At 66.7% G+C, this 16,355-nt stretch carries 17 protein-coding genes; 2 read left to right on the forward strand and 15 right to left on the reverse strand.

The features are described from left to right. Window positions 1–36: 36 nt before the first annotated feature. The 9 genes from ccsB to hppD form a co-directional block, all read right to left on the reverse strand. Window positions 37–1,008 (reverse strand): c-type cytochrome biogenesis protein CcsB, encoded by a 972-nt coding sequence (gene ccsB / locus NOF53_RS22695; RefSeq protein WP_255972954.1) that lies wholly within the window; start codon window positions 1,006–1,008, stop codon window positions 37–39. Beyond that, the gene (resB, locus tag NOF53_RS22700) at window positions 1,005–2,669 is read right to left on the reverse strand and encodes a cytochrome c biogenesis protein ResB (RefSeq protein ID WP_255972956.1); all 1,665 of its coding nucleotides are present in this window, start codon (window positions 2,667–2,669) and stop codon (window positions 1,005–1,007) included. Before resB ends, ccsB begins: the two co-directional genes overlap by 4 nt. Next, window positions 2,666–3,496 (reverse strand): cytochrome c biogenesis CcdA family protein, encoded by an 831-nt coding sequence (locus NOF53_RS22705; protein ID WP_255972958.1) that lies wholly within the window; start codon window positions 3,494–3,496, stop codon window positions 2,666–2,668. The genes resB and NOF53_RS22705 overlap by 4 nt, the downstream gene beginning before the upstream one ends. Beyond that, window positions 3,493–4,092: a TlpA disulfide reductase family protein gene (locus NOF53_RS22710; RefSeq protein ID WP_255972960.1), complete on the reverse strand. Its 600-nt coding sequence runs from the start codon at window positions 4,090–4,092 to the stop codon at window positions 3,493–3,495. Before NOF53_RS22710 ends, NOF53_RS22705 begins: the two co-directional genes overlap by 4 nt. Continuing rightward, entirely contained in the window at window positions 4,089–4,748 is a 660-nt protein-coding gene (locus tag NOF53_RS22715; protein WP_255972962.1) for a histidine phosphatase family protein, read from the reverse strand. Before NOF53_RS22715 ends, NOF53_RS22710 begins: the two co-directional genes overlap by 4 nt. A 79-nt stretch (window positions 4,749–4,827) precedes the next feature. After that, window positions 4,828–6,153, reverse strand: coding sequence for a glutamate-1-semialdehyde 2,1-aminomutase (gene hemL / locus NOF53_RS22720; protein WP_255972964.1), 1,326 nt, complete (start codon window positions 6,151–6,153; stop codon window positions 4,828–4,830). A 75-nt stretch (window positions 6,154–6,228) separates the two neighbouring features. Then, a complete protein-coding gene (locus NOF53_RS22725) occupies window positions 6,229–6,714 on the reverse strand; it encodes a VOC family protein (RefSeq protein ID WP_255972966.1) in 486 nt (161 codons plus the stop codon). Beyond that, window positions 6,711–7,475, reverse strand: a complete 765-nt coding sequence (locus NOF53_RS22730) for an SDR family NAD(P)-dependent oxidoreductase (RefSeq protein WP_255972968.1) — start codon at window positions 7,473–7,475, stop codon at window positions 6,711–6,713. Before NOF53_RS22730 ends, NOF53_RS22725 begins: the two co-directional genes overlap by 4 nt. 33 nt (window positions 7,476–7,508) lie before the next feature. After that, window positions 7,509–8,717, reverse strand: a complete 1,209-nt coding sequence (hppD, locus tag NOF53_RS22735; RefSeq protein ID WP_255972970.1) for a 4-hydroxyphenylpyruvate dioxygenase — start codon at window positions 8,715–8,717, stop codon at window positions 7,509–7,511. Between the two features lie 119 nt (window positions 8,718–8,836). Here hppD and NOF53_RS22740 point away from each other — a divergent pair, with 119 nt between their 5' ends. Further along, window positions 8,837–9,319 carry an Lrp/AsnC family transcriptional regulator gene (locus NOF53_RS22740; protein WP_255972972.1) on the forward strand — a complete coding sequence of 161 codons (483 nt, stop codon included), beginning with the start codon at window positions 8,837–8,839 and terminating at the stop codon, window positions 9,317–9,319. Here NOF53_RS22740 and NOF53_RS22745 read toward each other — a convergent pair. Further along, a complete protein-coding gene (locus NOF53_RS22745) occupies window positions 9,274–10,080 on the reverse strand; it encodes an amidohydrolase family protein (RefSeq protein WP_255972974.1) in 807 nt (268 codons plus the stop codon). The two genes, NOF53_RS22740 and NOF53_RS22745, sit on opposite strands and share 46 nt — an antisense overlap. Window positions 10,081–10,115: 35 nt before the next feature. Between NOF53_RS22745 and NOF53_RS22750 the strand changes: the two genes are divergently transcribed. Then, complete coding sequence (locus NOF53_RS22750; RefSeq protein ID WP_255972976.1) at window positions 10,116–12,062, forward strand: acyl-CoA dehydrogenase family protein; 1,947 nt, start codon at window positions 10,116–10,118, stop codon at window positions 12,060–12,062. On the opposite strand, the gene NOF53_RS22755 is transcribed toward NOF53_RS22750, so the two are convergent. From NOF53_RS22755 to NOF53_RS22775, 5 genes are all read right to left on the reverse strand, one after another. Beyond that, a complete protein-coding gene (locus NOF53_RS22755) occupies window positions 11,994–12,329 on the reverse strand; it encodes a hypothetical protein (RefSeq protein ID WP_255972978.1) in 336 nt (111 codons plus the stop codon). The genes NOF53_RS22750 and NOF53_RS22755 overlap by 69 nt on opposite strands. Continuing rightward, window positions 12,326–12,805, reverse strand: a complete 480-nt coding sequence (mce1N, locus tag NOF53_RS22760) for a transport-regulating membrane protein Mce1N (RefSeq protein WP_255972980.1) — start codon at window positions 12,803–12,805, stop codon at window positions 12,326–12,328. The genes NOF53_RS22755 and mce1N overlap by 4 nt, the downstream gene beginning before the upstream one ends. 261 nt (window positions 12,806–13,066) lie before the next feature. Beyond that, a complete protein-coding gene (locus NOF53_RS22765) occupies window positions 13,067–13,678 on the reverse strand; it encodes a hypothetical protein (RefSeq protein ID WP_255972982.1) in 612 nt (203 codons plus the stop codon). Between the two features lie 40 nt (window positions 13,679–13,718). Beyond that, on the reverse strand, window positions 13,719–14,693 hold the full coding sequence (gene hemB / locus NOF53_RS22770; protein ID WP_255972984.1) for a porphobilinogen synthase: 975 nt from the start codon (window positions 14,691–14,693) through the stop codon (window positions 13,719–13,721). Window positions 14,694–14,771: 78 nt separating this feature from the next. After that, entirely contained in the window at window positions 14,772–16,337 is a 1,566-nt protein-coding gene (locus NOF53_RS22775; RefSeq protein WP_255972986.1) for a bifunctional uroporphyrinogen-III C-methyltransferase/uroporphyrinogen-III synthase, read from the reverse strand. Window positions 16,338–16,355: the final 18 nt, after the last annotated feature.

Raw genomic sequence — 16,355 nt, forward strand, 5'->3', positions numbered from 1 at the left:
ACGTCGCGGCGGAAGGATATCAGTCGTTGGCTACGGTCAGGTCAGGCCCGCGTACGAATGCAGGCCGGACACCACCATGTTGATGATGAACAGATTGAACAGCATCGCCACAAACCCTGCGATATTGATCCACGCGGCTTTGGTGTCGCGCCACCCGGACGTCGCTCGGGCGTGGAGGTACGCCGCATAGATCACCCAGGCGATGAACGACATCGTCTCCTTGGGGTCCCAGCCCCAGAACCGTCCCCAGGCGGCTTCGGCCCAGATCGCCCCCAGAATGACACCGGCGCCGAACAGCGGGAATCCGATGATCGTGGTCTTGTACGCCAATCGGTCCAGCGTCTGTGCGTCGGGAAGGCGCTCCGCCACGCGCGCGAAGACGCCGGTTCCTTCCTCACCGCGCGGGTAGCGCATGCGCAGGAGGAACAGCAGGCTGGCGATGCCCGACACCAGGAATACGCCCGAACCGACGCTGACGATGGTGACGTGGATGGGGAGCCAGTACGAGCGCAGCGCCGGCACCACCGGTGCCGCGTCCGCGTAGAGCACGGTCGCAGCCAGGAACATCAGGATGAGGATGGGAACCAGTAGGAAAACCCACATCGGCCGGTACGCCGGCTTCGACAGGAGCGCGAGCCCCACGACGAGAGCCGCCGCGCAGGCCATCGTGACGAACTCGTACATGTTGCCGAGCGGAAACCGGTCGGTAGCGAATCCGCGGAGCACGATCGAGGCGAAGATCAGCAAGGTGCCCACGACGAGCACTGCCGACCCCATGCCGCCGAAGCGCTCGGACATCGGCTTCTTCGGCTGCTCGACCACGCGTCCTGGGACCGCCGCGGAGCTTGCCGGCCGGGCACCGGCAGACACAAGCTCTTTCTCCTGCACCGCACGCGCCCGTGTCGACGCGTATTGCACGATGAGCAGCACCAGCGCGAGGGCAAGCACCGTGAAAGCTGATCGGAAGGCCCAGTCGCTGTACTGCGCCAGTGTCTCGTTGGTCGTCATCGTCGCTTCTCCTGGGCGTCAGGCTTCGTGTCGTCCATGAGCAGACGGGTGCAGAGCCGGTCGAACTCGTCACCCCAGCCGGCCTGATCGGTCCGGGCGAGTCCGCCAAGCTCTACTACAGTACGTCGTGGGTCAGGGTCGGCCGAGTCCGCGGGGTAGATGCGGGCCCAGATGCGGCGGCGCTTGATCAGCAGCGACACCAGCAGTCCCGCCATCATCGTCAGCGCCGACACCAGCACCCACTGCTGCGCCGGGTCGTGCGACACCTGGACGTTGACGAAGTCCACGGCGCCGTCGAACCGCACCTGGGTACCGTCGGCCAGCGTCGCGCTCTCCCCGGGCATGAGGTTGACGCGGTCCTGCTTCACCAGACGGCCCTGATTGATCAGTTCGGTATTGAGGGAGAACAGCGACTGCGGGTTGCCTGTGTCGAGACCGGTGTCCCCCTTGTAGATGTCGATGGCCACCGCAGGGTCCTTCATCGCCGGATGACTCGACGCCAACAGGTTGCCGTGGAACAGCGCGGTGGGGGCGAACAGACCCTCGATCGCGATCTGGTTCTTGCGGCGCTCGTCCGTGTCGGGGTACATGCCGCCGGGCGGATCGAACCGCATGGCGCCGCTGCTGAGGAACGTCGTCGCATCGTCCGGCCGCCACTGCAACGTTTCGGTGCGCGTCTCACCGCCCGGGAACGTGACGGTGAACGTCGGCGCGTACCCGTGTCCCTGCAGATAGACGCGGTCGCCCTCGACACGCAGAGGATGATTCACCTGCAACTGTTCGTCGCGCCAGGTCCCGGTCTCGAGATCGTCACCCGCCTGATACGAGATGTTCGACGTGAACATTTCGGCCTGACCGTTGTCGAGGTAGTCGGCAGTGAAGTCCTTGACCTTGAGGCACAGCGGGGTCATCCCCGTGCCGTCCTGAGTGTTGCCTGCCTTGAACGAATCGAACACCGCCGGGGACGTGGTGCAGAAGCCGGGACCGTTGTCGGCGACCACGATCACGTTGCCCTCGTACCCGAACAACTTGCCGACGGCGATCGCCACCAGCAGACCGACGAGCGAGAGGTGGAAGACGAGGTTGCCGAGCTCGCGCAGATAACCCTTCTCGGCGGAGAGTGTGATCTCACCGTCGCGTACCGATCGGGCTCCGCCGGTGCGGGTCTCCACCCGCCACCCTTTCAGCGAGGTGCGGATGCGGGCGGCGAGTTCCTCGGGTGTCTCGTCTACCGTGCGCTCGACGTGGTGGGGCAGACGCGCGAGGTTGCGGGGCGCCGCCACCGGACGCGTACGCAGCGCCTTCGCGTGTTCGACGCAGCGCGGAAGGATGCAGCCGACCAGCGAGATGAAGAGCAGAACATAGACCGCGGTGAACCAGAAGCTCCCGAACACGTCGAAGAGTTCAAGTCTGTCCATCCACGGGCCGAGGGTCGGCCTATCGGCGATGTACTCGTCGACCTTGCCCGCGTTGAGGCTGCGCTGCGGCAGCAAGGCCCCGGGGATCGCCGCGAGCGCCAGCAGGAACAGCAGCACCAGCGCAGTCCGCATCGACGTGAGCCCACGCCACGTGTTGCGGACGAGCGCCAACGCCCGGCCGGCGAGAGATTGGCGGGGTACCGGTGCTGCTTCCGGGGCCTCGGGGGTCTGGGTGTCGCTCATATGGGCAAAGTCACTTCCGAGATGAAGGCGTCGCGGACCCAGCCGACGAACTGGTCCCACGCACCGGTGACGAGGGCGACACCCACGGCCACCAGCATGATTCCGCCGAATATTTGAATGGTCCGCGCGTTGCGGCGCAGCCAGCCCACACCACGCAGCGCACGGGAGGAGCCGAGGGCCAGGACCACGAACGGCAGGCCCAGGCCGAGGCAGTAGGCCACGATCAGGGCGACGCCGCGGGCGGCGGTGGCGCCGTCGGTACCTGCGGCCAGGGAGATGACGCCGGCCAGTGTCGGGCCGAGGCACGGCGTCCAGCCCAGTGCGAACACCGCGCCGAGTAGAGGCGCCCCCGCCAGGCTGGAGATGCGCCGCGGCTCGAGCCGGGTGTCGCGCTGCAGCGCCGGGATCAAGCCGATGAACACCAACCCCATTGCGATGGTCACGACACCCCCGACCCGCATCAGGATTTCCCGGTTGACGGAAAGGGCCGAGATGGCACCGAAGACCGACGCCGTGGCCAGCACGAACACAACGGTGAAGCCGGCAACGAACAGGGACGCAGCGCCTGCGACGCGAAGGCGTCCGTCTGTCACCGTCCTCGTGCGCGTCGCGGCTTCGTCGGCGGTGACGGCCGGAGCATCGGCACCCACGACACCCGCCAGGTACGACAGATAGCCGGGGACGAGTGGAACGACGCACGGCGAGGCGAACGACACCAGGCCGGCGAGGAGGCAAGCGCCGAGCGCGAGAAGCAACGGTCCCGACGACGCGGTGGACTGGAAGGCGTCGCCGACACCGCCGGCGAGGAGAGCTGTGCCGGTACTCACGATTCTTGCGCCACCCGTTCTACCACCGGCTGCAGGTCGTCAGCCAGTAGTTCCTTCAGGAACACCGCGGCGACGCGGTGTTCCCGGTCGAGCACGATCGTGGTGGGGATGACGCTCGTCGGGTAGTTCGCTCCCAACGCGATCATCGTCCGCATGGCCGGGTCGTAGATCGACGGATACGACACCTTGTTGTTGATCACGAAGTCCTGCGCCTTGTCTTGCTGATTGTCCCGGACATTGATCCCGAGGAATGCGACACCCTGATCCTTCGTCGCCTCGTAGACCTGCTCGAGGTCGTTCGCCTCGCCCCGGCACGGCCCGCACCACTGCCCCCAGACGTTGACGACCACCACCTGGCCCTCGAAGTCGTCGAGGGACGTGGTCTTGCCTTCCGTCATCAGGTCGGGTCCGGACACGGTGCCGATGGTGCCGCGATCGGCCGGTGGATCGTAGAAAATTTCCGTCTGACCACCCGGGGACACGAAGTCGAACGTGCCTCCCTGGGCCACGGCGTCGTCGCCGGACGCACACGCCGACAGCAACACCGCGGCCGTACAGATCACCGCGAGAAGCCCGGCGACACGCCCCCGAATCATGCCCCGCTCACCCTCGGATCCGACGCGCCCGCAGGCTCCGAGTACACGATGTCGATGAGAGTGTCGCCCTCGTACACAAGCGACGTCAGCGAGGCCAACGAGCACTGGCGGTGACGCGGGTCGTGCCACAGCCGCTCCCCCTGCAGGAATCGGCGCAGGGTCCAGACGGGCAGCTGATGGCTGACGACCACGGCTTCGTGACCGACGGCGGCCACACGAGCGCTGTTGACCGCGGCGAGCATTCGGTGCGCGATCTGCAGGTACGGCTCACCCCATGACGGAGTGAACGGGTCCCGCAGCTTCCACCAGTGGCGTGGGCGTGCGAGCGCACCGTCGCCCACCGACACCTTGAGTCCCTCGAATTCGTTACCCGCCTCGATGAGGTTTTCGTCGGTCGCGATCTCGAGCCCGTGCTTCTCGGCGATCGGCGCCGCCGTTTCCTGCGCCCGCTGCAGCGGCGATGCGACCACGTGGGTGATGTCGTGGACCGCCAGGACCGACGCGACGGCGCGCGCCTGTGCCTCACCCGTCACCGACAGCCGGAAACCGGGAAGCCTGCCGTAGAGAATTCCTCGCGGGTTGTGCACTTCGCCGTGCCGAAGCACGTGCACGATCGTGCGGGTCTGGGTGTGGTCGGGGTGAGCGGCATCGGTCACAGTGCAGTTCCTCGGGTCGGGGCGGAGAGTCGGGTGGGTGGAGGGACGCGGCACGTCAGGGCTGAATGGACGCGGCGCGTCAGGGCTGGGAAGCCGCGGCGGCGGCCTTCGCTGCATGCGGCAGGGCGTCGGCGATGATGGAGAAGGCCTCGTCGTCCATAGCTGCCGAGACGAACCAGGCCTCGAACGCGCTAGGCGGTGGGTACACCCCGCGCGAGAGCAGTCCGTGGAAGAAGGCCGGGAAGCGCCAGGTCTGGGCCGCTTTCGCTTCGGCGTAGTTGGTGACCGGGTCCTCACTGAAGAAGACGCTGAGCATCGTTCCGGCGGTCTGCACCCGGTGGGGCACACCTGCCGCGGTCAGCGATTCCGACAGCAGGTTCTGCAGGGTGTTGCTGTTGCGTTCGAGGGCGTCGTAGACACTCGCGTCGGCTGCACGCAGGCTCGCGAGACCGGCGGCGACGGCGACGGGGTTCCCGGACAACGTGCCAGCCTGGTAGACGGGGCCGGCGGGCGCGAGGTGAGCCATGACCTCGGCGCGGCCACCGAACGCGGCAGCGGGCAGACCGCCGCTCATCACCTTGCCGAACGTGTAGAGGTCGCCTGCGACACCCTCGAGTCCGTACCAGCCGGCGGAGCTGACGCGGAACCCCGTCATCACCTCGTCCATGATCAGCAGCGCGCCGTGCTCGCGGGTGAGCGTGCGCAGCCCCTCGTTGAATCCGGGCAGTGGTGCGATCGCACCCATGTTGCCCGCGGCGGCCTCGGTGATGACGCACGCGATCTCGCCTTCGTTGGCGGCGAACGCCTGCGCGACGGCCTCCAGATCGTTGTAGGGCACGACGATGGTGTCCTCCGCCTGCGCGCCGGTCACGCCAGGTGACGTCGGCAAACCGAACGTGGCCAGGCCGGAACCGGCATCGGCCAGTAGAGCGTCGACGTGGCCGTGGTAGCAGCCGGAGAACTTCACGATCTTGGTCCGGCCGGTGAATCCCCTGGCGAGTCGAACCGCGCTCATGGTGGCCTCGGTGCCGGAATTGACCAGACGCACCTTGTCCACCGGCGCGACGCGGGCGACGATCTCCTCGGCCAGTTCGATCTCACCCTCGGTGGGCGCACCGAAGGACAGGCCCGTGGCGGCCGCCTTCTGCACAGCCTCGACCACAGCGGGATGGGCGTGGCCGAGAATCATCGGACCCCAGGAACAGATGAGGTCGACGTAGTCGTTGCCGTCGACGTCGGTGAGCGTGTAGCCGGCGGCCTTCTCGATGAAACGCGGGGTTCCGCCCACCGAGCCGAAGGCCCGCACCGGTGAGTTGACGCCGCCGGGAATGACCACATCGGCCCTCTCGAAGAGCTGAGCGGAGCGGGAAGCGTGCACGTCGGGGCCACCGGAGGAAACAGTCACGGCCTCCAGTGTCCCAGTTCTGTCGAATTTGCCAACGACAGGGTGTAGTGGGTGGCCATTATCACTTCCGGGCGGTCATTCGGGGACGAGTGAGTCGAACATTGCCCGCATCTCCTCGGAAAGCTTCATCAGCTCGACATAGCCGCCGAGGGGGCCGCCGTCGAGGTAGGCGAATTCCATCCCGACTCCCTCGAACCTGCCCTGCTGGACGACGGGCAGGCCGCGGCGCGCGGCCTCGGCCAGCGCGGCCTCGAAGTCTTCGGGTATCCACGCGACGTGGTGGACTCCGGGACCGCTCCTCTCCAACTGCTCGACATAGAGGTTGCGGCCCGACACCGGCTCGATGAGTTCGAGCTGCTGTCCTCCGGCGTACCCGAGCGAGACGTGCACCACGTAGTCGGCGGGCTCACCGCGGTACGTGCAGTGATCGGGACCGAAGTGCACATTCGGCAGTCGCAACCATCTCGCGACTCCGAAGTGTTCGGTGAAGTGGCGCTCCGCCGCGTCGAGGTTGTCGACCACCCAGCAGACCTGAAATATCGGTCCGGTAACGAGACTCATGCCATTTTCCCGTTGTCGACCGAGTACACGGCGCCGTGTACGGCCGAGGCATCGCCTGAGGCGAGGAACACCACCATCTTGGCGACGTCGTCGGGTTCCATCAGGCCCCGCGGGGATGCGGTCTTCATGACCAGCTCGACATCGACCCCGTCCGGCAACGCGAAATTCGTGACCTGCGGCGTCATCATTCCGCCCGGGCAGACGGCGTTGACCCGCAGCGCTGTGCCGGTGAATTCCAGCGCCATTGCCCGAGTCAGGCCCACCAGGCCGTGTTTGGCGGCGCAGTACCCCGCCGAATAGGCCTGACCCTCGAGGCCGGCGATCGACGCGACGTTCACGATGTTGCCGCCCCGTTCGAGGAGATGCGGAAGGGCGGCCCGCGACAGGAAGAACGGACCGTTCAGGTTGACGGCGAGGTCTCGCGCCCATTCATCGTCGGTGACCTCGGCTGTGTGCCGCAGGACGTGCGCACCCGCGACGTTCACCAGGACGTCGAGTCCGCCCAGCGCGGACACACACGAGCGCACCGCGGCGCTGCATCCTTCCGGCGAGGCGATGTCCGTCGAGGAGCAGTGCCCGGCCGCATCCGGCCCGGCGATCTCGATCATGGCGCGACGTAGGGCATCGCCGTCACGGGCGACCCCGAACACAGTGGCCCCGCGGTCCGTCAGCAGCCCCGCCACGGCGCGGCCCAGACCCGAGGAAGCACCGGTGACGAGAGCGACCTTGCCGGCGAACGAGCCCTGTCCTGTGTCATCCATCACTCGATGATGCACTGCGTGCCGCTCGCGGACTCACAGATTGCCGCGCGCCGCCTGTTCCCGCTCGATGGACTCGAACAACGCCCGGAAGTTGCCTGCGCCGAAGCCGAGGGAGCCGTGCCGCTCGATCAGCTCGAAGAACACGGTGGGTCGGTCGCCCAGCGGTCTGGTGAAGATCTGGAGCAGGTAGCCGTCCTCGTCCCGGTCGACGAGGATCCCACGCTTCTGTAGCTCTTCCACCGGCACCCGGACCTCGCCGATCCGGGCACGAAGCTGCGGATCCCGGTAGTACGCGTCGGGGGTGCTCAGGAATTCGACCCCTTCCGCCCGCAGAGCGTCGACGGTCGCGAGGATGTCGCCGGTCGCGAGGGCGAGATGCTGACATCCCGGGCCACCGTAGAACTCGAGATACTCGTCGATCTGCGACTTCTTCTTGCCGACGGCCGGCTCGTTGAGGGGGAACTTCACGCGATGATTGCCATTCGCGACCACCTTCGACATCAGCGCCGAGTACTCCGTGGCGATGTCGTCACCGACGAATTCGGCCATGTTCGTGAACCCCATGACCTGGTTGTAGAACCGGACCCAATGATCCATCCTGCCCATCTCGACGTTGCCGACCGCATGGTCGAGCGCCTCGAACAATCTCCTCGGCCTACCCCGCCTCGGGACGAATGTCGAAGTGCGCGAGACGAATCCCGGCAGGTACGGACCGTCGTACCGGCTGCGGTCCACAATGGTGTGCCGAGTGTCGCCATAGGTGGCGATCGCCGCCAGCCGGACGGTACCGAACTCGTCGGTGACGTCGCGTGGCTCCTCCAGGATGGTGGCGCCCTGCGACCGCGCGTGGTCGATACACCGGTCGACGTCCAGTACCTCCATCGCGAGGTCCGTGACGCCGTCGCCGTGTGCCCGATGGTGGTCGGCGAGGGGGCTCTTCGGGTCCACCGCGCCGTGGAGCACGAACCGCGCCGACCCAGACTCGAGCACGAAGGACTTGTGGGTGCGCTGGCCCGTCTCGGGACCGGCGTACGCGACGAGAGTCATCCCCCAGGTCGAGACGAAGTACTGCATGCTCTGCGTCGCGTTGCCGCATACGAACACCACGGCGTCCAGGGCGACCACGGGAAAGGGATCCGAGGCGTCGTCGTGTTCGACGAGGCCGACCAATTGCCGGAGTCCGGCGGTGTCCAACCGGGCAGCTACTTCGCGCGGGGTCAGCCGGATATCGGCGGTGGTCATATCGGTAACTGTGATTCAGATCACTTCGATGCGCAACGATGCAGGTTGACGGTAGTCAATGTGTACACAATGCTGGAGAATAGTCGCGATTCACCGTACACATTGCTCGAGGAAATCCAATGCCTCTCGACCATCTCGACGCCGCACTCCTCGAGCTTCTCCATGACGAACCGAAGGTCGGGGTCCTCGAGGCCTCCCGCCGGCTCGGGGTGGCGCGGGGAACAGTGCAGGCGCGGCTCGACCGCCTCGAGCGCTCCGGGGTGATTACCGGCTCGGCGCCGACCCTCGACCCCGAGGCGCTGGGGTTTCCTGTCGTCGCATTCGCCACACTCGAGATTGCTCAGGGCAATGGACACGCCGCGGTGGTCGAGCATCTGACCGCCATTCCCGAAGTGCTGGAGGCGCACACGATCACGGGCGCCGGCGACGTCCTGGTGCGCGTGGTGGCGCGCACGCACGCCGACCTGCAGCGTGTCATCAACTCGATCGTCGACGGCCGCAACGTCCTGCGCTCGTCCACCGTCATCGCCACGCAGACGCAGATCGCACTACGCCATCAGCAGCTCGTCCGGGCAGCGACCCGCGGTTCCGCCGTCCGGTAGAACTCGACCGCATTTCCGTAGAGCACCGCCTCGACGTGCCCACTCCCCACGGCGTCGGCGACGATCTCGAGGTCGGAGTCGGCGAACGGTCGCGGCGCCCGGGTGGACGGGAGATCGGTACCGAACATCACGGCGCGCGGATCCACAGCCACCAGAGCCTTCAACGCGGCCGCGACGTCGAGGTTTCCGCGCCCGAAACCCGTCGCTTTGACCCGGACACCCTTCTCGACGAGAGGCAGGAGGTGCGTCAGCCCCTCGGCGGACAGTCCGAGGTGATCGATGCTCACCGCCGGGAGGGTGGCCACGAGAGCACCCAGTTCCGCGAGATCACGCGAGTCGATGTACAGCTCGGCGTGCCATCCCGCGAGCTCGTGGACACGCCGCGCGAGAGTGTCGAGGTGCGACAACGACTCGGACCCGCCCCGGCGGACGTTGAACCGCAGCGCCCGGACCCCGAAGGCGTCCAAACGCAGAATCTCCTCGTCCGCCACCGAGGCCGACAGCTGCGTCACGCCGACGAAGCCGTCACCGAGCGACCCCAGCGCGTCGAGCAGGTACATCTGGTCGAATGCCTGGAACGATCCGGACACCACGGCGCCGCCGACGACACCGAGTCCTGCCACCCGTTTCGTGTAGTCGCGCGCGGTGAACTCAGGCGGCAGGTAGCCGTTGTTCGGGACGAGCGGAAAGCGGGGATCGACGATGTGCAGATGCGCGTCGAAAACTCGCTGTCCGCCGGTGCCGTCGTTGCCGGTACTCACGCCCGCAACTGTAGGGCTCCCGCTAGGGTCGACTCATGGCCACCACAGCTGACCACCTGAGAAGCACACTCGACGGGCGCTGGCGGGAAGTGCGCGAGCGCGTTCGGGCGGAACTGTCCGCTACGCCCGATTTCGCCCCGCACTACACGCCCGATCTGGAGGAAGCGCGGGCCAAGACGCTCGAGCAGATGCGACTCCTCGCAGGCAACGGCTACGCAGCCGACGGGTTCAAGAAAGACCACGGCGGAACCGGGGACGCGGGGGCGGCGGTGACGAGCATCGAGATGCTTGCGATGTCCGACCTGTCCCTGATGGTCAAGGCCGGGGTCCAGTGGGGACTCTTCGGCGGTGCCATCGAAAATCTGGGCACCGAACGCCACCACGAGGCATACGTGAAACCCCTCATCGACCTCGACCTGCTGGGTTGCTTCGCGATGACCGAGACCGGTCACGGCAGCGACGTCCAGGCACTCGAGACTACCGCCACCTATGACGCGGCCACCGGCGAGTTCGTCGTCCACTCCCCCACGCCGTCGTCCCGGAAGGATTACATCGGTGGGGCCGCTCGACACGCGACGATGGCGGCTGTCTTCGCGCAACTCGTGACGCAGGGTGAGGACCACGGCGTGCACTGCTTCCTCGTCCCGATCCGCGACGAGGACGGCAACGACCTTCCGGGCGTTCACACGTCCGACTGCGGATACAAGGGTGGGCTCCCCGGAGTCGACAACGGCCGCATCACTTTCGACCAGGTGCGGATTCCGCGGGTGAACCTGCTCAACAAATACGCCGACGTCGCCGAGGACGGCACCTATTCCTCCCCCATCGACAACGCCAACCGCCGCTTCTTCACGATGGTGGGAACCCTCGTCCGGGGGCGCGTCACCGTCGGCGGATCTGCCGGCGCCGCTGCCCGCGTCGCGCTGTCCATTGCCACGCGATACGCGTTACAGCGCCGCCAGTTCAGTGCGCCGCAAAGCGAAGACGAAGTGTTGCTGATGGACTACCTCGTGCACCAGCGACGCCTTTTCCCGTTGATCGCGCGGTCCTACGCCCTGCAGTTCGCGCAGAACGAGCTGGTGTCCAAGATGCACGACATCCAGAGTGTCGAGGACGCCGATCCACAGGAACAGCGCGAACTCGAGGGACGAGCGGCCGGCCTCAAGGCAGCGAACACCTGGCACGCCACCCGCGCCATCCAGGAAGCCCGGGAAGCCTGCGGCGGCGCCGGGTACATGGCCGAGAACCGGCTGACGGCCCTCAAGGCGGACACCGACGTGTTCACCACCTTCGAGGGCGACAACCACGTGCTCACCCAGCTGGTCGCCAAGGAACTGCTCACGTCCTACGCCGACGAAGTCCGCGGGATGAGTCCGGTCGAGTGGATGCGCTTCGCCGCCACGACGGTGTCGGACGTCGTCAAGACCCGCACCGCGGCGCAGCAGATCATCCAGACCATCCTCGACACACGTCAGGACAACGAAGAGGACGGCAGCCTCTTCAACCGCGGAACACAGCTCACCATGTTCGAGGACCGCGAGCAGTACCTGCTCTCGACCGCGGCTCGCCGGCTCCAGGGTGCGCAGAAGCGCGAGGAGAACCCGTTCGACGCGTTCAACTTCGTCCAGGACCACGTGATGCACGCCGCGCAGGCGCACATCGACCGCGTCGTGCTCGAAGCGTTCATCGCCGGTATCGACAAGTGTCAGGACAAGGAGGCCCGCAACCTTTTGAGCGACGTCTGCGACCTCTACGCGCTCAGCATCATCGAGGAAGACAAGGCGTGGTTCATGGAGCACCGCCACCTGTCGGTCGAGCGGTCCAAAGCTGTGCAACGGGGAATCAACGACCGCTGCCGCAAGCTGCGCCCCCACGCGGCGTCCCTTGTCGAGGGACTGGGAGTGCCGGAGGCGCTACTCGGTTCCGCGATGATCGACGGGCCCGGAACCGACACGATCCGCAAGACCCAGATCTTCCGGTGACGTCGCCGACTCGGCGGGGTGACCCGCCGGGCCGGCAACCCACCGCCGGGCCACGTCGATCACCAGTAGCCCGGCGGCGGTGACGAGGGCAGCGGCGCCGGCGATCCAGGACCCCGAATACTCGGTTCCCTCATACGACGGGGCGCCGGGTGCCACGGGGCCGAACTCGGAGGTGATCCGTGCCGAGGTCCAGCACCACACGGCCAGAACGAGTGCAGCAAGGGCCAGAGCACTTTCCGCAGCCAACGTCATAGCGCTTCGCTTCACTGTTCCGCCCCTCCGTCGGCCTTCGCGAGCAGCGACTCGAGTTGCGTCCGCAATCCCTCGTCATCCTTGGCCCACGCCTGCACCAGTGCCCCGCCCCGCAGTCGCAGTCCGATACCCGAGCGTCGCCGGGGCACTGCGGACAGCTCACCGAGCGTCCTCGCCGTCTCCCACGGCTGCGGAACGTACGACTCGGTGTCCGGCGGAGGCAGGATCTTCACGATCTCGCTGATCGGTAGTTCTTCGGTGCCCTGCCGCAATTGGGTGGGTGTGAGTTCCACGCTTGCGTGCCTGCGTGCGGCGACCACTTGAACGTAGAGGAATCCGCTGAGTAGAGCGGCGAACAACGGGAGCGCGAACCAGTGCACCACGGGGCCCGTCAGAAGCTCGATGATCAACGCGACAGTGCAGAACACTGGGCCGAAGGCCACCAACCGCCAGCGCGCGCCGGGCTCACTGAACAGAATTTCCTCAGCCACGGACGGCCCGGACTTTCGCGCTCCCGCGGTCGTACACGCACGGGGTGGTCACCTCAGGAAACGGCACCGGGAATGACGACGAGCAACAGAGTCAGTAGTACAAAGGCCACGATAATGGCGAACATCAGTGCTTCCCTGCGTGACCCGTGTGCCCGATCATCAGCGCGCATAGAGAAAAGCCCTCCGGTCGAAAAGAAGTCTGCCGTCTGCTCTTGTGACGTACTTCACGGTACATCTTTATGATTCACGATCAAACTCGAGCTACGACGGGGGCAGCTTCGAAAAGTAACTGTTCGAGTCTTTCCGGTGCATCAACACGACGGCACCGACTGCCACGACCGCCTGCAGGATCTGCACTCCTCCGATGGCGAGCGCGATACTACTGCCGTCCGACCCGATCCCGAACAGCACCGGCACCGTCCACACCACCATCGTGACGCTCACGACCGTCAACAGGGTCCTCGCCCAGTTCCTGCCCTTCCGCATGAAATGCACGAAAAGGACGAACAGGCCCGTCAGAAGCAGGATGAGCACACCCGTGACCGCGATGCCCACATAGAAGAGCATCTCCACGTTCTCCCGAGTCATTGCGACCTCGCCGGACTTCACCTTCGGGTTGGTCATCAGTTCGTCGACGAACGTCGATTTCTCACCGACCACCAGAGCCATGGCCGCCACCGCCTGGATCACACCGAGCACGGCCACGACCCACAGCAACTGCGCCGCCGTGCCCACATCGACCGGTGCGGGGCGGTCGGGCTTCGGCTGCGGAACGGGTGGTGGATACGGCAACCCGTGCGGATTCGGGCCCTGCGGCGGTGTCTGTTGTGGCGGTGTCTGTTGTGGCGGTGTCTGAGGCCACTGCGAAGTCATGGCACCACCGTATCCGTCACCGGGCGCCGCACCGCATCCATCACAACCAGCCGGCCGCTTCGGTGGCCCAATAGGTCAGGACAATATCGGCGCCTGCTCGCCGAATACTCGTCAGCGATTCGAGGATGGCGGCGTCGCGATCGATCCAGCCGTTCTGCGCAGCAGCCGTAATCATCGAGTACTCCCCCGAGATCTGGTATGCCGCAACGGGAACCGGGGATCGATCCGCCACGTCCCGCACAATGTCCAGGTAGGACATCGCCGGCTTTACCATGACGAGGTCAGCACCTTCCTCGATATCGAGGTCCACTTCGCGCAGCGACTCCCGCCGATTGGCCGAGTCCTGCTGATAAGCCCTGCGATCACCCTGCAGGGACGAGCCCACGGCCTCGCGGAACGGTCCGTAGAAGGCGGATGCGTACTTCGCGGAGTACGCCAGCTGACCGACGTCGGTGTATCCCGCGGCGTCCAGCGCCGTCCGAATGGCGGCAACCTGACCGTCCATCATTCCGCTCGGACCGAGCAGATGCGCACCGGCGTCGGCCTGGGAGACGGCCATGTCCACGTACCGGAGGAGTGTCCGGTCGTTGTCGACCGCGCCACTGTCGTCGAGCACGCCACAGTGGCCGTGCGCGGTGAACTCGTCCAGGCACGTGTCCGCCATGATGACGGTGGCATCACCGAGTTCCTCTGCGAGGGAACGCAACCCACGGTTCAAGATGCCGTCCGGATCGCTCGCACCGGAGCCCTCGGCGTCCTTGTCGTCCGGACGCGGCACACCGAACAGCATGAGCCCGCCGACACCGGCCTCCACCGCCTCGATCGCAGCCGACCGCAGCGATGCGAGCGTGTGCTGGAAGACACCGGGCATCGACGTGATCTCCCGCGGCTCGTCGATACCGTCCGCCACGAACATCGGCAGCACCAGATGTCGTGGCTCGAGTGAAGTTTCGGCGACAAGCCTGCGCAGCGCCGGAGTGCGTCGCAGTCGCCGCGGCCGGTGGGTCGGAAACACGGAAGGGCCCTCCTTCGTCGGGCCCGTGAGTGGTTGAGGAGTGCCTGGACTCCTCAACCACTCACGGGCGCGTAGCGCCTAGCGCCGAGCGCGGGACTTCTTGCGCGGCGGGGGCAGTGCGCCCTCGGCGCGTAGGCGCGCGGCGTGCTCGGCCAGAGCCTCCACCAGAGGGCCGACCTGAGCGGTCTCGGGCTGCACGTCCACGCGCAGTCCGAACTCGACTGCGGTTTCGGCGGTCTTGGGACCGATGCAGGCCACGAGGGTTCGTGCGTGCGGCTTACCGGCGATACCGACGAGGTTGCGGACCGTCGACGACGAGGTGAAGCAGACGGCGTCGAACCCACCGGTCTTGATCATCTCGCGGGTCTCGGCCGGCGGCGGCGCAGCCCGGACGGTGCGGTAGGCGGTGACGTCGTCGATCTCCCAGCCGCGTTCGCGAAGGCCCTCGGCGAGTGTTTCGGTGGCAATGTCGGCCCGCGGCAACAGAACCCGATTGACGGGATCGAACACGTCGTCGTACGGAGCGAACTCGGCCAGCAGGCCCTCGCTCGACTGCTCACCGGACGGCACCAGTTCGGGATTGATCCCGAAGGACCGGACCTTGGCGGCCGTGGCCTCGCCGATGCAGGCGATCTTGACGCCGGAGAACGCGCGGGCGTCGAGCCCGAACTCCTCGAACTTCTCCCACACCGCACGCACCGCGTTGGTGGAGGTGAATACCACCCACTGGTAGCGGCCGTCGACCAGACCCTTGACGGAACGTTCCATCTGGGCGGGGCTGCGCGGCGGCTCCACGGCGATGGTCGGCACCTCGATCGGGATGGCACCGTGGGTGACCAGGCGGTCGCTCATCTCCCCTGCCTGATCCTTCGTGCGGGGCACGAGGACCTTCCAGCCGTAGAGGGCTCGCGACTCCCACCACGACATCTTGCTGCGCTGGGCCACCACCTTGCCGACGGTCACGACGAGCGAGCCGACCAGTTCGGAACCGGCCTCGTTGAGAGTGGCGAGGGTGGCCTCGACGGTGCGCTGCTGCCTGGTGGTGCCACGAACCGTGATCGCGGCCGGGGTCTGCGGCGCGAGACCGTGTTCGACAAGCGCGCTCGCCGTCTCGGCGAGGTGCCCCGACGTGGCGTGCAACACCAGCGGTCCGGGCGCGGCGGCCAGGGCCGCCCAGTCGACCTCACCGCGGACGTCGGCCTCGGTGTGCCCCGACCCCAGCGCCATACCTGCGTATGACGGAACAGCGGACGAAGCAGGCAGACCGGGCAGGACCTCGAACTGCACCTGGGTCCGGGCGACGGCGGTGACCTCGGCGATCACCGAGTCGGTGGTCAGCGGGTCACCGGACACGAGACGGACGACGTCGTGGCCGTTGCGGGCCTCGTGTACCAGGGTCTTCGCGACCTCGGCCGGTTCGCCGAGAGCCGGGCGGACCTCGGCGAGCGGCTCACCGGTTTCTGCGTCGACGCCCAGGTCGGTGCCGACCAGGGCGGTGACGCCCTTGTCGACGTCGGGGTCGGTGAAGGCCAGCGTCGCTGCGGCAAGGACGTCCCGTGCGTGCACAGTGAGCAGGGCCGGATCTCCCGGTCCGGATCCCACGAACAGGATCCGTCCGGGGGTGTTCTTTCGGACTCGGCTCATCGGTAATTCTCCAGTGCG

Source organism: Rhodococcus tibetensis, assembly GCF_024438035.1.
Taxonomy (GTDB): Bacteria; Actinomycetota; Actinomycetes; order Mycobacteriales; family Mycobacteriaceae; genus Rhodococcus_F; species Rhodococcus_F tibetensis.

Excerpts from the sequence above, each read along its gene's own strand:
- ccsB (WP_255972954.1), bottom strand. The coding sequence starts at position 1,008 with ATGACGACCAACGAGACACTGGCGCAGTACAGCGACTGGGCCTTCCGA.
- resB (WP_255972956.1), bottom strand. The coding sequence starts at position 2,669 with ATGAGCGACACCCAGACCCCCGAGGCCCCGGAAGCAGCACCGGTACCC.
- NOF53_RS22710 (WP_255972960.1), bottom strand. The coding sequence starts at position 4,092 with ATGATTCGGGGGCGTGTCGCCGGGCTTCTCGCGGTGATCTGTACGGCC.
- NOF53_RS22725 (WP_255972966.1), bottom strand. The coding sequence starts at position 6,714 with ATGAGTCTCGTTACCGGACCGATATTTCAGGTCTGCTGGGTGGTCGAC.
- NOF53_RS22730 (WP_255972968.1), bottom strand. The coding sequence starts at position 7,475 with ATGGATGACACAGGACAGGGCTCGTTCGCCGGCAAGGTCGCTCTCGTC.
- hppD (WP_255972970.1), bottom strand. The coding sequence starts at position 8,717 with ATGACCACCGCCGATATCCGGCTGACCCCGCGCGAAGTAGCTGCCCGG.
- NOF53_RS22740 (WP_255972972.1), top strand. The coding sequence starts at position 8,837 with ATGCCTCTCGACCATCTCGACGCCGCACTCCTCGAGCTTCTCCATGAC.
- NOF53_RS22750 (WP_255972976.1), top strand. The coding sequence starts at position 10,116 with ATGGCCACCACAGCTGACCACCTGAGAAGCACACTCGACGGGCGCTGG.
- NOF53_RS22765 (WP_255972982.1), bottom strand. The coding sequence starts at position 13,678 with ATGACTTCGCAGTGGCCTCAGACACCGCCACAACAGACACCGCCACAA.
- NOF53_RS22775 (WP_255972986.1), bottom strand. The coding sequence starts at position 16,337 with ATGAGCCGAGTCCGAAAGAACACCCCCGGACGGATCCTGTTCGTGGGA.